The organism is Pseudomonas sp. LG1E9 (assembly GCF_003290225.1).
GTDB classification, from domain to species: Bacteria; Pseudomonadota; Gammaproteobacteria; order Pseudomonadales; family Pseudomonadaceae; genus Aquipseudomonas; species Aquipseudomonas cyclaminis.
Genome location: NZ_CP029983.1, coordinates 3,889,069 through 3,903,429, shown reverse-complemented (window position 1 = coordinate 3,903,429; position 14,361 = coordinate 3,889,069). Strand labels below are relative to the sequence as shown.

Here is a 14,361-nt window from a genome sequence, read left to right as displayed (position 1 = left end):
GAGACCTCCCTTGATTACTTGACTGATTTCCCCAGGGCCTTGGCCACAAGTTGTTCGTAGAGTTCTGCGTAGGGTTCGACCGCCTGGCACCAGTTGAATGGTTGGGTCATGGCCCGGCAGCGCATGGCGTTGAGCAGTCCAGGGAAGGCGAAGACCTTGAACGCACGGCTCAGCGCTTCTTCATAGCTTTCCACGGTGGATTCATTGAACAGGAACCCAGTGACGCCGTTCTCGATGGTGTCCGCCAGGCCGCCGGTATTGCGTGCCACCGGCAATGAGCCGAAGCGCTGGGCGTACATCTGGCTCAGGCCGCAGGGCTCGTAGCGCGAGGGCATCAGCAAAAAATCACTGCCGGCGAACATGCGGCGGGCGTCGGTTTCGTTGAAGCCGATGCGTACGCCGACCTGGCCCGGAAAACGCAGGGCCAGTTCACGCATGGCCTGTTCTTCTTCCGGCTCGCCGCGTCCGATGATCGCGATCTGGCCGCCGTTCTCGACAATGAAACTGGCGACTGCTTCGGTCAGGTCCAGGCCTTTTTGATAGACCAGGCGCGAGACCACGGCGAACAGCGGGCCGGTGGAGTCGTGCAGGCCGAACAGTTCGCGCACATGGGCGGCGTTGATGGCCTTGCCTTCCCAGTCGCCGATATTGAAGTTGTGGGTCAGGTGTTCGTCGGTGGAGGTTTCCCAACTTTCATCGATACCGTTGGGGATACCACTGAGCAGGCCTTGCTGGGTCTTGGCGGCGAGAAAACCGTCGAGGCCGCAGCCAAATTCCGGGGTGGTGATTTCCTGGGCGTAGGTCGCGCTCACCGTGGTGATATGACTGGAATACGCCATGCCGGCCTTGAGGAACGACATCTTGCCGTAGAACTCCATGCCTTCCTGTTGCAGGGCGTGGGGCGGGATACCCAGCTCCGGTGTGGAGGCGAGGCTGACCACACCCTGGTAAGCCAGGTTATGGATGGTGAACAGGGTCGGTGTGCGTGACCCACGCCAGTGCATATACGCCGGGGCCAGGCCAGCGGGCCAGTCGTGGGCGTGCACCAGGTCCGGGCACCAGTGGATCTGTGCGAGGTTGGCGGCGATGTCGGCGGCGGCGAGGCCCAGGCGGGCGAAGCGGATATGGTTGTCCGGCCAGTCGCGGCCGTTGTTGGCGCCGTAGGGCGTGCCTTCACGCTCGTAGAGTTCGGGGCAGATCAATACGTAGATGACCAGGCCGTCCTTGAGATCCATGCGCCCGATCTTGCACGGCGGCAGCGCGGCGTGACCGCCCAGTTCACCGATGATATGGATCGGGTTGTCGCTTTCCATCACCTGCGGGTAACCGGGGATCAACACGCGCACATCATGCAGGTGGGCCATGGCGCGGGGCAGGGCAGCGGACACGTCGCCCAGACCGCCGGTTTTCACCAGGTCGGCAAACTCGGAGGTGACAAACAGGACTTTCTTTCGATTCGGGTTTTGACTCACGACTGGCCGCACAGTGTTGGGCAGGTCGGCCAATGATGTAGGCCCCCCTGCGGGCTGACTGAAACGCTCTCCCTGAGTATCTACTGCGGCACTGATCATAATGCACTCCCATTTTGTTGGTCGGCTAATGGCCCGCTGCCATTAGCTCCGATTGACCGCATCCTGCGGCCAGGCGCACAAGCACTGTACAAACTGGCAAGGCGTATGCCAGTTGCACGGGTTGTGAAAAAAGATTGGATGGACGGGCATTTGCCGTGAAGCCAACGCGCTCGCCTTACCTTAAAACTGGACCAATGGCAGAGTCTGAAAGTTTCGATTTTTTGCGGGGTTTTTGTTTTGGAACGGACCCATCGGTCATGAGTCTAGGACAGATCCCAGAGCCTGTAGGGTTTCTAGGCAGATTTTGTAGGACAAAATACTTGTAACCAGACATTCAACTGTTATTAACCGATTGGGTGCAGCTGTGTGGTGAGCAGGCTTGCCCTGCGCTGGGCTGTGAAGCGGCCCCATTGGGGCGACCGTCCCTATGCATGGTGCAGTGAGGTGCCCCGTATTGGTGCGTCAGCCGAGTACGCGCATGGGCGCCGCTTTGGCCCACGCCTGGATATCCTCAATCATCTGCTCGTAGAACTGCCGGTAATTCTGCGCGCTCACATAGCCCACATGGGGCGTGGCCAGCACATTCGGCAAGTGGCGAAACGGATGATCCAGCGGCAATGGCTCCTCGGCGTACACATCCAGTGCCGCCCCGGCCAGGCGGCCACTGCTTAACGCCTCGACCAGCGCCCGCTCATCCACAATCGGCCCGCGCGCGGTGTTCACCAGTCGCGCCGTGGGTTTCATCCAGCCCAGCGCTTGGGCATCCACCAGCCCACGGCTGCGGTCGCTGAGTACCAGATGGATGGTAAGGATGTCGGCCTGCTCGAACAGCGCCTGCTTGCTGACCCAGGTGGCGCCAGCTGCGGCCGCACGTTCCGGCGTGAGGTTTTCGCTCCAGGCAATCACGCGCATGCCGAACACCTGGGCGAATTGCGCGACCTTCTGGCCGATGCTGCCCAGCCCGAGAATGCCCAGCGTCTTGCCGTACAGGTCACCGCCCAGCCCGACCTGCCAGTCGCCAGCGCGCAAGGAGTTGGCCTCGGCCAGCAGGTTACGGGTGGAGGCCATGATCAACGCCCAGGTCAATTCCGGCGCGGCCTGTTTATAGCTGTCGGTGCCGCAGACCTGAATGCCCAGGGCCTTGGCCGCAGGAATGTCGATCGCGGCGTTGCGCATGCCGCCGGTGACCAGCAACTTAAGCCTGGGCAAGCCCTGTAACAGCGCCTGGTCGAAGGTGGTGCGTTCACGCATCACACAAATCACTTCGAAGGCTTGCAGGCGCTCGATCATCACGGCGGTATCCGCCGGGTAATCGTGCAGGAAATGCACTTGGCCCACCGACTCCAGTACCGACCAATCCACCACGCCACTGGCCACGTGCTGCCAATCATCAATCACTGCGATCTGTAGCGACATTCACGGGTGCCTCGAAAAAGGTTGGATTAAAGGGCGTTCAAGCCCTGCAACAGCGCCTGGTGAAACTTCGCCGGTTCTTCCATCTGCGGCGCGTGGCCCAGGCCGGGAAACTCCACCAGGGTTGCGTGGGGAATCAGCTTGGCCACGTTTTTGCCCAGCACCGCGTAGTTGCCCAGCGTGGCCTTGACCGCTGGCGGCGCGACATCCTTGCCGATGGCGGTGTTGTCGGCCGTGCCGATCAGCAACAGGGTGGGCATCTGCAGGTTCTTGAACTCGTAGTACACCGGCTGGGTGAAGATCATGTCGTAAATCAACGCCGAGTTCCATGCGACCCGCGTATGCCCAGGGCCGTTGCTCAGACCGGCGTACATGTCCACCCAGCGCTCGTACTCCGGCTTCCAGCGGCCGACGTAGTAAGTGTTGAGCTGATACTTGCGAATCCCCTCGGCGCTGACTTTCAGTTCACGGGCATACCACTGGTCGACGCTCAGCGCGGGCACGCCCAGGGCTTTCCAGTCTTCCAGGCCGATGGGGTTGACCAGCGCCAGTTGCTCGGTCTGCTCGGGGTACATCAGCGCGTACCGCGTGGCGAGCATGCCGCCGGTGGAGTGGCCGAGGAGGGTGGCCTTTTGAATACCGAGTTTTTCCAGCAGTTGATGGGTGTTGAGGGCCAACTGCTGCAAGCTGTACTGGTAGTGCTCGGGTTTGCTGGAGCTGCAAAAACCGATCTGGTCCGGGGCGATCACGCGGTAGCCGGCGTCGCTCAAGGCCTTGATCGAGCCTTCCCAGGTGGCACCGCAAAAGTTTTTGCCATGCATCAACACCACGGCGCGACCATTGGCAGTGCCTTTTGCCGGCACGTCCATATAGCCCATTTGCAGGGATTCGCCTTGGGATTGGAAGTGGAAATGTTCCAGCGGATAGGGGTACTGGAAGCCTTGCAGCTCGGGGCCGTAGGTGGCCGCGAGCGCAGCGGTGGTGCTGGCCGTCAGCAGGCCGGCGACGCAAAAAGCACGGAATAGAGGCATGGGCGGGGCTCCACAAAGGTTGCCTGGATGCTCTTGGCGAGGGATTAAGTGGGGATTAACACCCAGTGCAAGGTCACGGCGGCCAACACTGCATAGCGCAGGCCTTTGGCGAGCGTCACCAGCAGCACAAACCGCCACAGCGGCTCACGCATCACCCCGGCCACCAACGTCAGCGGGTCGCCGATGATCGGCAGCCAACTGAGCAGCAGCGTCCAGTGCCCCCAGCGCTGGTAATGGCGGCGGGCTTTTTCCAGCTGCTGATCGCTGACCGGAAACCAGCGTCGCCCTTTGAAGTGTTCGACCCAGCGTCCCAACCACCAGTTGACCAGCGAGCCGAGCACATTGCCCAGGGTGGCAATGCCCAGCAGCCACCCCAGGCTGTAATGCCCGCTGAGCAACAGGCCCACCAGCACCGCTTCCGATTGCAAGGGCAGCAGGGTCGCCGCACCAAAGGCGGCGACGAACAGGCCGAGGTAACCCATCAGCACCGATCAGTGCGCCGGGTAGTCAGCCACCACCACATCCTTGCCGTCCCGGGTCAGGCCGATGACTTGATAGGCCTCGCCGCGCCCGTCCATTTCCATGCCGGGCGAACCCATCGGCATGCCCGGTGCGGCGATGCCCAGCAGGTCGTCGCGCTTGCGCAAGGCCAGCACTTGCTCGGCGGGCACATGGCCCTCGACAAATTTGCCGTCGATCACGGCGGTGTGGCAGGAGCCCAGGCGCGGCGCTACGCCCAGCCGTTGCTTGACCGCGCTCATGTCGGCTTCGACATGGTCGTTGACCTTGAAGCCGTTGCTTTGCAGATGGCTGATCCACTTTTTGCAGCAACCGCAGTTGGCGTCACGGTGTACATCGATGGGGATCAAGTCAGCGGCCTGGGCCAGGGTCGTGGTGAACAGGGCTGAAAGCAGGGCCAATCGCAATGAGGTTTTCATCAGGTTTCCGTCCGATACCAGGCAGTAAGCCGGGCATTCTCCGCGCTTTTTTCGCGGGGACGCCGTGGTAATGTTTCAAAGTTATACAGAGTCGGGGTTTTCCAGCCGCTGCTTGAGCCGGTCCAGCGCCTTGGCCGAAAGCTCGATCATGCGCTCATGCAGGCTGGCCAACTGCAATTCGGTCTCATAGGTCAGGATGCGCTTGAACAGCGTGCCGTCGCGAAACGGCTGGAGGAAGTAGTGGAGGGAGCCATCGACGGCCAGCGAAGTGAACACGGCCTTGAACTCGCTTGGACGCTGGGCGATCTGCACGCGGTAGCTCATGGGTACGCGTACACCGAGCAGGTCGATCATTTCGTTAAAGCGTGCACCGGCGGGGAGTGAGCCGGTGGTACCGGTATCGGCACTGAGGGAGGTGGGGTGCCATTCGTGCCAGCGATCCGGTTGGGTCACATAGTCGTAGACGGCATCGATGGGGGCCTGGATAAAGCGTTCCTGACTGATCCGCTCCAAGCGGACCGACTGCTCGACAACGCGCATGGCACACCTCCTGTGTGGCGGGGCTAACACTTGGAGCTGTCAGAATAGTCCGACTCCCGCGCTTTGCACGGGAGCATTCAGAGAATTGATCAGCGCACTTTAAAGCGGCTCATCAAGGCTATCACCCGGCCATTGGCGTCCAGCAGGCTCTGGGTATTGGTTTCAGTGGCATGGCCACTTTGTACCAGCTCTTCGACCATGTGGCGGATCTGCACCATGCTGCGGTTGATCTCTTCGGTCACCGCGCTTTGCTGCTCGGCGGCCGTGGCGATCTGGGTGCTGAGGTTGTTGATATGGCTGACGGAACCGGCCATTTCATCCAGCCCGGTGTTTACCCGCGCCGTGGCATCCGCCGCCGATTGGCAACTGGCCTGGGTGTTTTCCATGGCCGCGACCGACGAACTCACCCCGGCCGTCAGGCGTGCCAGCATCTCGTTGATCTGCGAGGTGCTGGCCTGGGTGCGCGCGGCCAGGGCGCGGACTTCGTCGGCTACCACGGCAAAGCCACGGCCTTGCTCGCCGGCCCGGGCCGCTTCAATCGCGGCGTTGAGAGCCAGCAGGTTGGTCTGGCCGGCAATGGCGCCGATCACGCCGAGGGTTTCGGTGATGCGTGCGGCGTCCTGGCGCATGTTTTCCACGGTGTGGGTGGCGCTGGCGACTTCGCCGATCAAGGCGCTGACGCTGGTGGACGCTTCCCCAACCACTACGCGGGAGCGGTCGGCATGTTCATTGGCGCGCTGGGTGAACGAGGCGGTTTCGGCGGCGTTTTGCGCCACGTTGTCGGCGGTGGAACTCATCTCGGTGATGGCGGTGACGGTCTGGTCGGTTTCCGAGGCGTGGCGCACCAGGATCTGGTTGGTGTGGGCCGAGGTCTGTTGCAGTTGCTCAAGGCCCGACGACATCGCGCCGGTGGCCTGGGTGACCTCGCCGATCATGTTTTGCAGGTAGACGATAAAGCGGTTCACCGAATGACCGATGGCACCCAACTCGTCTTCGGCGCGGATGGTGATGCGCCGCGTGAGGTCGGCATCGCCGGCGGACAGCGCGTCGATGTTGGCTTTCAGGGTCTTCATGCGCTGCACCAACTGGCGGATCGCATACGCGGCCAGCAACACCAGCAACAGCACCATCGGGATCTGCACCAGCGCCAGGCTGCCGAGCACGTCATCGCGCTGGGCGGTAATCAGCGAAGTGGGCAGGGCGGTGGCGAGGAACCACGGCGTGCCTTCGATGGGGCGCATATAGAACGTGCTGGCGACGCCGCCGTTGTCGAACTCGCTGCGTTGCAGCGCCTGGTCGCGATGAGCCAGGGCTTTGCTGACCTGGGTGGCAAATGCCGAGGTCGCGGTCAGTTCGCTGATGTTCTTCAACACCACCGGGCTGCTCAGGCGCGAGCTGTTGCTGATGATCTTGCCGTCGCCTTCGACGATCAGCATTTGCCCGCCGATGTCTTTTTCCTTGCTGGCGACCAGGTCATTGAAGAAACCCAGGGTCACGTCGATAGTGGCCACGCCATACGCGGCGCCGTCACGCTGGATCGCCATGGCGCAGTTGGTGCGCGGCTCCTGGCTGGCGTCGTCCTTGTAGGCCGCGGCCCAGGCGCATTGCCCGCGTGGCGACGCGAGGCCGCCCTTGTACCAGCTCTGATCGTAATAGTTGGGCGCGGGGTCGCTGTTCCAGAAGGTGTTCACTGCCAGCTTGCCCGACGCATCGCGGTGCCAGAACGTGCTGTGTTTGTTGCGCCCCGGCGTGCGCTGGTTGGGCAGCGGCCAGATGCCGCCGCCGAATACTTTCAGCTCGCCATATTGGTCGACCAGCCCCGGCAGCACCTTGTCGATGGCATCGCTGTCGAGCAACGGGATGGTTTGGGTGATGGTGCGTTGCTGGGCCTGAACCTTGTTCAGTTCGCCCTGAATCTGTTCGGCCACCTCGCTGATGCGATTGAGCACCACCTGTTCTTCGGTCTGTCGCAGCTTGGGCGCGACCAACTGGCCGATACCCACGACGGTCAACACGAACAACACCAGGACGAACAGCACCAGAAACAGGGTATAGCGGGCTTGGATAGAGCGCAGTGGGGGCATGGGGCCGTCCTTACGAAGCGTTTATTATCGACGCGGCTTTTTTGGAGCTTCGTAGGGCTATCGGCCTGACAATGCGCAGCTTTAGGTACGTCCGTGCAAGAAAATAGAGGCGCCGCCAGACGGCGCCCCCCTCGTCAGATATCCAGCATCGCCATGACCTCTGCGGGGTAGCGCAGGCCGGCAGTTGCATCGGCCGGAAAGATCGTCTCCAGCGCCGCCAACTCCTGCGCGGTGAGGGCGATTGAGACCGCCGCCACATTCTCTTCCAGGTATTTGCGCTGCTTGGTGCCGGGGATCGGCACGATGTATTCGCCTTGCGCCAATACCCAGGCCAGCGCCAGTTGGCCGGCGGTCACGCCTTTTTCAGCCGCAAGGGTCTGGACCTGCTTTACCAGTTCCAGATTTTTCGCAAAGTTCTCGCCCTGAAAGCGCGGATTGGTGCGGCGATAGTCATCGGCAGCGAAGTCTTCAGGACGTTTCAGCGCGCCGGTGAGAAAGCCACGCCCCAGCGGGCTGTAGGGCACAAACGCAATGCCCAGGCGTTGGCAGGCGGCGAGGCAGCCGTTGTGTTCCTGGTCACGGCTCCACAGCGAGTATTCACTTTGCAGTGCGCTGATGGGGTGAACCTTGTGCGCCCGCTCCAAGGTGGCGGCCGAGGCTTCGCTCAGGCCCAGATAACGGACCTTGCCTTCCTTGACCAGATCAGCCATGGCGCCAACGGTTTCTTCGATGGCAACCTGCGGGTCGATGCGGTGCTGGTAGTACAGGTCCAGAGTGTCTACGCCAAGGCGTTGCAGGGTGCCGTTGATCGAATCGCGGATGTATTGCGGACGGCCGTTGACGCCGCGCAGGGCTGGGTTCGCCGGATCGCGGACGATCCCGAATTTGCTGGCCAGGAACACCTGGTCGCGCTTGCCGGCGATGGCCTTGCCGATCAGTTGCTCGTTGGTGTGCGGGCCGTACATGTCGGCGGTGTCGAGGAAGTTGACCCCCAGTTCCAGGGCGCGGTGCAGGGTGGCGGTGGCTTCGGTGGTGTCGCTGTCGGGTGCGTAAAAGTCAGTCATGCCCATGCAGCCGAGGCCGATGGCGGAGACGCGAGGGCCGTTTTTACCGAGTTGACGAGTGTGCATGGGTTGAGCTCCTGTTGATGAAGGCGTCCATTGTTACTCTCGACAAAATCGGGATAAACAGGCTAAAACCACTATCACTGTTCGTAATATCTAAATAATCCACACAGGACGTGCCCTTTGGACCGTTTCAACGCCATGCGCGTATTCACCCGGATCGTTGAGCTGGGCGGCTTCGCCAAGGCCGCCGACAGCCTGCAACTGCCTCGCGCCTCGGTGACCGTGCTGATCAAGCAACTGGAGGCGCACCTGGGCGTGCAATTGTTGCAGCGCACCACGCGCCAGGTCAGCCCGACCCTGGACGGCGCCGCGTATTACCAGCGGTGTGTGCAGTTGCTTACGGACCTGGAGGAAACCGAAGCGGTGTTCTCCACCCAACGCCAAAACCCGAGCGGCACCTTGAGCATCGATATGCCGGCGGGTATCGGCCGCTACCTGGTGATCCCGGCCTTGCCGACATTTACCGCCCGGTATCCGCAGATCGACTTGGAAATCGGCCTGAACGATCGTCCGGTGGACCTGATTCGCGAAGGTGTGGACTGCGTGCTGCGTGGCGGGCTGGCACTGGACGAATCCCTGGTGGCGCGGCCGTTGGCAATGATGGATCAAATCACCCTGGCCAGCCCTGCGTACCTTGAACGCATGGGGGTGCCCGAAACCCTGGAAGACCTGGGGCGGCATCAGATGGTCGAGTACGTCTCCAGCGCCAGTGGCAAGCGCTTCGGCCTGGAGTTTGAGCTTGGCGCCGAACTGCGTCTGGTCAACCTGGCCAAGCGCGTCGCCGTCAACAGTTCCGACGCTTACTTCGCGGCGTGCGAGGCTGGGTTCGGTTTGATCCAGGCGCCGCATTATCACGCCATGCGCCAATTGGCCGAAGGCATACTGGTGCATGTGTTGCCCGGTATCCCGGTGCCGAAAATGGCGCTGACTGCCCTGTATCCGCCGCACCGTCAGCTGTCACAGCGGGTAAGGGTGTTTGTAGATTGGTTGGTTGAGCTCTGTGCGCAGCCCGGCACCGGCTTGCAGCGCCAGGCCTGCGGTAATCACCCATGTGGAGGCTAGGCGTAGATATGCAGGTCGCCAGGGCGGTCGGTTCCACTGAGGGGTTTTTGAGGGTTGGGGACGTTAACGGTATCCCTGAGTCCTACGGACACCTGGTGAGGCCTGTTCTGGAACACACCGATGCCAATACTTCCCGTCATCTCGGCCAGCCCAGGTACACCTTCGGAGGTCTTCATATGGGAGTGGCCGACCAAGGCGACCCACTTTTCCGTGCCTGAGTTGGCGTTGATCACTTCAGAGGCATAGTAATTGAATTCCTCAAGCCTGCGCGCCGATCCCGACCCGGCTTGGGGGAGGCCAAGTCTTGCGTCTTTGTGCCGTGTCAGATAGTAGTGATCCAGGGGCAGTACCTCGATGCCGTTCAACTCCAGTTTGGTTTTGAGCTGCTTGAACGTCGGGCCTGTACGCGGCGTGCTGGCCGCCCCGAGATTGCCAATACCATCGTCCACGACTCCCTTGCCGGGTAGATCGATGACACCCTCGAAATAGACTTTTTTAACCCCTTGTTGTTTGAACGTATCAACGTTGTCGAACAGCGTTTTGAAGCTGGCCATCTCGCGATGAGATTCTCCAAACACGATGCCATCGGAGACCTTCAGCGCTTCTGTGATCAAGTCCTTGGCGGGCACGGGCTTGGGAATCGCTGGAATGCTCGGACGTGGTGGTAGGCCTCCGTGCTTTAACGCGTTATACGTCTGGTCCATTTCCCCGAGAAATTTTTTGAAGGTTTCATCCTTCCCGTTGCCGCGCAGAAAGTGCCCCGGCTCCAGCCTCCCTTTCATGCTTTCCACATAGCTGCCTACGGGGAGCGGCACTTGTTTGAGGGGGCGGCGGCGAGCGCTTCGATCCAACGGGTTGTGCCGAACGCCGTCGGTGCTTTTAGGGGGGGTGGTATGGGTCGGTGCGAGGGTGTCGCTGGGGTTGAACGTGTCAAGCGGCGGCCCATATGGCTGCCGTGAGTGGGTATCCGCTGCGTACCATTTGCCATCGTGCAACACTGCACTGCCTTCCAGGCGTCTTCCCCCCTGCGTGAAGACGCCGATTGCCGCGTCGTCAAACCCGCGACTGGCCTCTATCAAGTCGCTGCCTCTGAGCATGCCTTTGAGTCGGTGAATACCCTCGCCGGCAGTGCTCACGCTAACCAAGGCCAGTTTGCCTGCACCCACAGCGACGTCGCCCACACCGCTCAAAGGGTTAAAGGCGCTTAAGGCATTCACCCCGATTATTCTGGTGCCTCGCGCCACTTTGGCGAGGGTTGAGGCAACCGTGCTTGCACCTTTTGCCACTTTTGCCACCGTAGCAATGCCTGCGGTAATAAAGCCAAAGATGTCGAACGCGAGGTCCCCAGCGGCGTCCTTGTAGTGACCTGCACGAAAATTGACGATGGCGGATCTCAAGGGGACAAGGTCCAGCAACAACTCCCCGACAGCGTCCAGCGTGTCGCGGTTTCGTTCGGCAGATGTTCTGCCCGCGGCTTGACGCTTAACGGCGTCACCGTCTATGCCCTCGGCGTTGACCACTGCCTGGGCGATTTGTCTGATGCGCGAATTGGTAAAGGTGTTGGCCTCGGCATCGCCGCGTGTTTGTGCTGTTTCCAGTTCACTTAATGCTGCACCGACGGGGAACGCTTCGATCTTGGTGACCTCACTCGGCCCGGGCTGGTCAGGCCCTATTCGGCTTCTGGCAACTTTCTTGATCGTCGACGTTGTGGTGTCGAATTCGTAAACATGCTTTTCGCCGTTGTAATCTGCTTGCATCAATATTTTGGGGCTGGTGTGGAACAAGGTGTCTTTGACGAACGGAAGCGCGGAGATTCGGTAGGAGTTCTCTTTGTAGAAACCCAGTTTTGCCTTGTTAAGAATATCTCGGTCTGCCAAAGGCAGAAGGGTGATGGCATTCATCAAGGCGTAATGCTTGATTTTTTTGTACTGGCTCGTCACCGCGGTGAACTTTCTATCGAACTCACTGGGTACGTTGAATGACGCGCCGTTAGTGAAGCGGACGACAGCTTGCAGGTTGATATCGTCACGCGTTGGAACGAACCTCCAGTCGTGAGCATTGATTTTGAGCCCCTGCATGACGATATCCACCAACGAGTAGTAGGTAGCGGTTCGTCCTACGAGCAAGAAATTTGGCATGAAGCAGAGGTTTTTTTCTTCAAACCACGGTTTATCCCCAAAGGTTTTTTTGAGTAATGCGAGCGCCATTTCTTTGCGGTTCGGCAGGGGCGCGTCGAGCAAACCGGATGCCTCTTTCAAGGCTTCATGTTGTGTATTGAAGACACTGCGAGCTTCCTCAATATCTTCTGTGGAATAGAGCGCCTCATCTGCGCGTGGGAGCACTTGGTTGGCCACACTCCAGTCAATCAGCACGGCTTTTTTAGTTGCCTCGCTCGTCTCGCTTGTCTGGCCGGCTGCGAGCATGACTTCGCTGAAGCTCATGTGGACCGACTTACCCGGCGTGTCGGCTTCGATACCGGCGACTGCAAGACACAAATGGGCCCACGCCTGACTGCCGTAGACCACTGTCGCAGGGATGTCTTTGACCAGGAACTGCGGAGCAACGCGCGTCAACAGCAATCGGGCTGCCAAGGGGGCGGTGGCTGACGCTGTTCGACCGCTGCTGCTCAGGTGGTTCGCCAAGGCGTCGACGACGGCGGCGGGTGAATGGCCCCAGTGACGCTCGGCTGCCAGGTCAAAGCCTGCCACTTTATTCCGCTCGGGTTGCTCAAGCGCTTCGGAGTCAAGGCCCAGATGGATGGCGGCCAACACATAATCATTGACGCTGCTGTCTGTGGCGATGCCGCCAACGCTGGCTTGAATAGCTGCGCCCAGCGCCGCAGCACGGGGGGTGTCGAGAAGCTGTTCCAGTGCGGCGGCGGGGTCTTGCAGCGCGGTCGGGGAGAGTGTGACGGCATCGGTCAGGTAATCCAGCGCGCCGGCGCGGGAGCTGATCAGCGGCAGGCCGGGCAGGTTTGCACTGTTACATGCAACGACGTCGTACACCGTGCGTTGATGCTCCACGCTCAACGGCAGCGCCCAGGACAGGGCGCCCCCGAAGTTGCCCAATGGATGTTGCAGGGTGTGATCGGACAGTGCCAGGGCGGTGTTTTTGAGTTCTTCCCAGGTTTTCGGCATGTAGGCGCACGTGGCGCGGATGAGTGACTCAAGATTGGCAGTGTGTGCACTTGCGCCGGCTGTATCCGGATCAAGCGGCAGGTGTGTGCTGCGCAAATAAGCGGCCAGTGCCTCGGGCGTCGCGTCTTCCCCGAGTTTTTCCACCGCGGTGTGCAGCGCCTGGGCCAAGGCGTGCACGTCACGCCTGTCGCCCAACCGGTCTTTCAGGGCTTGGCGCCCGTCCGGTTGTACCTGTTCAGTTTGCGCTGTGAGGTGCAACGAGGAGCTTTGTGTCGGGGCAAGCTCAAGGAGAAAGGGGAAGGGCTGCGGGAAAATACGAGGTGAAGTGCTGAGAAAATTCATCGTGATTGACCTTTATGGCGCGCAAATGTCGGCGCTACGAAAGCCAAATCGCTGGTGGCCTGAGCGCATTAGTCTGTGCGCGTTTCAGGCGTTGCAGTTCCCGGGGTGGTCCTTGCGTATGTAAGTGAACGAAACGATGAGGTGTTACTTTTCCTTTTGTCAGGGCAGGGGCGAGCTGAACCTCAATACCGGACAAGCCAAAGCTTTTCATCACCTGTAACATAAGGCCATGCCGACCTCAGTGGATTCCCGACGCGGGGCCATGCAGGGATTAAATTTTTCAGGTTCAGGAACCCGTCATGACGCAAAAGCAACGTTTGAAATATTCGCTTCTGATTGCCCTGGCTGTACTGGGGACGATGTTTGGTCTGTCCTACTTGCAGAACACCGGGGTCATCAGTGAGAAAACGTTCCAGACCATCGCCATTGCCGTCGCGGTGATCGTGGTGGTGATCAACGGCATCATGCGCCGCAAGGTCAAGCTCTGAACATGAAGGCCGGGGCGTGAAGCGCTGACTTCAGGCCCGCCCTTCGAGCACCTTGGCAGCCTCTTCATGGAGGCTGTAGCTCTTATCGGCATTGAGGGTGATCACGCCTTCGCTGCACAGGCGCTTGAGCACTTCGCGCACGCTGAGAAACGACAACGGGATGCCCAGTTCCAGCAAATGGCTGTGCACGCCGCGTACCCCAAGGGTGCGCTGGTTGTCGGCAGCGGTGAGCAGGGCGTCGATCACCTTCAGCCGAATCAGGCTGGTGCGCAAACCGAAACACTTGAGCAAATGGCGAATACGCTGGTTGCCTTGCTGTTCGGGCGTTTTGCCGAACGCTTGCGTGCCGCCGCCAAAATTGACGTCGGCAACCGATGAATGTCCGTCCGTGGGCACTTGCGGGTTGTACATGCAAAAACTCCTTATCAGAGCCTGATCAGGAAAATGATGGCGCTCTTATCTAATAAGACGAACGAGCGAGCAAAATCATGAAGTGTTGGATGTAGAAATTTCGTCAGTGTCGGTTTTGTCACAACCCACGTCCTTCAGATAAAGCTGCCACACGGCTAAATTTCTCCCGGTTTTATGCGTTCTTACGGTGGGGTAACTGCCCCCGGTGAGGGTGTTC

Annotated in this window: 11 protein-coding genes and 2 pseudogenes; 2 read left to right on the top strand and 11 right to left on the bottom strand. The window is 60.4% G+C overall.

Annotated elements, in window-relative coordinates; translation table 11 throughout:
- Window positions 1–14 precede the first annotated feature (14 nt).
- The 9 genes and pseudogenes from glgA to DNK50_RS17825 all read right to left on the bottom strand — a co-directional run bounded on the left by glgA (window position 15) and on the right by DNK50_RS17825 (window position 8,707).
- Window positions 15–1,571, bottom strand: a complete 1,557-nt coding sequence (glgA, locus tag DNK50_RS17860; protein WP_099585292.1) for a glycogen synthase GlgA — start codon at window positions 1,569–1,571, stop codon at window positions 15–17.
- 462 nt (window positions 1,572–2,033) lie between these two features.
- The gene (locus tag DNK50_RS17855) at window positions 2,034–2,987 is read right to left on the bottom strand and encodes a D-2-hydroxyacid dehydrogenase family protein (protein ID WP_112195499.1); all 954 of its coding nucleotides are present in this window, start codon (window positions 2,985–2,987) and stop codon (window positions 2,034–2,036) included.
- Window positions 2,988–3,013: 26 nt separating this feature from the next.
- Window positions 3,014–4,015: an alpha/beta fold hydrolase gene (locus DNK50_RS17850; protein WP_112195497.1), complete on the bottom strand. Its 1,002-nt coding sequence runs from the start codon at window positions 4,013–4,015 to the stop codon at window positions 3,014–3,016.
- Window positions 4,016–4,059: 44 nt separating this feature from the next.
- The gene (locus tag DNK50_RS17845; RefSeq protein WP_177411544.1) at window positions 4,060–4,503 is read right to left on the bottom strand and encodes a YqaA family protein; all 444 of its coding nucleotides are present in this window, start codon (window positions 4,501–4,503) and stop codon (window positions 4,060–4,062) included.
- 3 nt (window positions 4,504–4,506) lie between these two features.
- Window positions 4,507–4,953 (bottom strand): DUF411 domain-containing protein, encoded by a 447-nt coding sequence (locus tag DNK50_RS17840; RefSeq protein WP_112195496.1) that lies wholly within the window; start codon window positions 4,951–4,953, stop codon window positions 4,507–4,509.
- 81 nt (window positions 4,954–5,034) lie between these two features.
- On the bottom strand, window positions 5,035–5,493 hold the full coding sequence (locus tag DNK50_RS17835) for an SRPBCC family protein (RefSeq protein WP_112195494.1): 459 nt from the start codon (window positions 5,491–5,493) through the stop codon (window positions 5,035–5,037).
- Window positions 5,494–5,582: 89 nt separating this feature from the next.
- Window positions 5,583–6,098 (bottom strand): annotated as a pseudogene (locus DNK50_RS29580) (methyl-accepting chemotaxis protein); the annotation flags it as partial.
- 393 nt (window positions 6,099–6,491) lie between these two features.
- A pseudogene (locus DNK50_RS29575) lies at window positions 6,492–7,577 on the bottom strand (cache domain-containing protein); the annotation flags it as partial.
- Window positions 7,578–7,711: 134 nt separating this feature from the next.
- Window positions 7,712–8,707, bottom strand: a complete 996-nt coding sequence (locus tag DNK50_RS17825) for an aldo/keto reductase (protein ID WP_112195491.1) — start codon at window positions 8,705–8,707, stop codon at window positions 7,712–7,714.
- A 117-nt stretch (window positions 8,708–8,824) separates the two neighbouring features.
- On the opposite strand from DNK50_RS17825, the gene DNK50_RS17820 reads away from it, so the two are divergent.
- On the top strand, window positions 8,825–9,766 hold the full coding sequence (locus DNK50_RS17820) for a LysR family transcriptional regulator (RefSeq protein WP_112195489.1): 942 nt from the start codon (window positions 8,825–8,827) through the stop codon (window positions 9,764–9,766).
- Here the strand turns inward: DNK50_RS17820 and DNK50_RS17815 are convergent.
- The gene (locus DNK50_RS17815) at window positions 9,763–13,245 is read right to left on the bottom strand and encodes a membrane-targeted effector domain-containing toxin (RefSeq protein WP_112195487.1); all 3,483 of its coding nucleotides are present in this window, start codon (window positions 13,243–13,245) and stop codon (window positions 9,763–9,765) included. The two genes, DNK50_RS17820 and DNK50_RS17815, sit on opposite strands and share 4 nt — an antisense overlap.
- Before the next feature lie 299 nt (window positions 13,246–13,544).
- Between DNK50_RS17815 and DNK50_RS17810 the strand changes: the two genes are divergently transcribed.
- Window positions 13,545–13,733, top strand: a complete 189-nt coding sequence (locus DNK50_RS17810; protein ID WP_099585282.1) for a hypothetical protein — start codon at window positions 13,545–13,547, stop codon at window positions 13,731–13,733.
- A 30-nt stretch (window positions 13,734–13,763) separates the two neighbouring features.
- On the opposite strand, the gene DNK50_RS17805 is transcribed toward DNK50_RS17810, so the two are convergent.
- Window positions 13,764–14,144 (bottom strand): fe2+ zn2+ uptake regulation protein, encoded by a 381-nt coding sequence (locus tag DNK50_RS17805; RefSeq protein WP_099585281.1) that lies wholly within the window; start codon window positions 14,142–14,144, stop codon window positions 13,764–13,766.
- Between the last annotated feature and the right edge of the window lie 217 nt (window positions 14,145–14,361).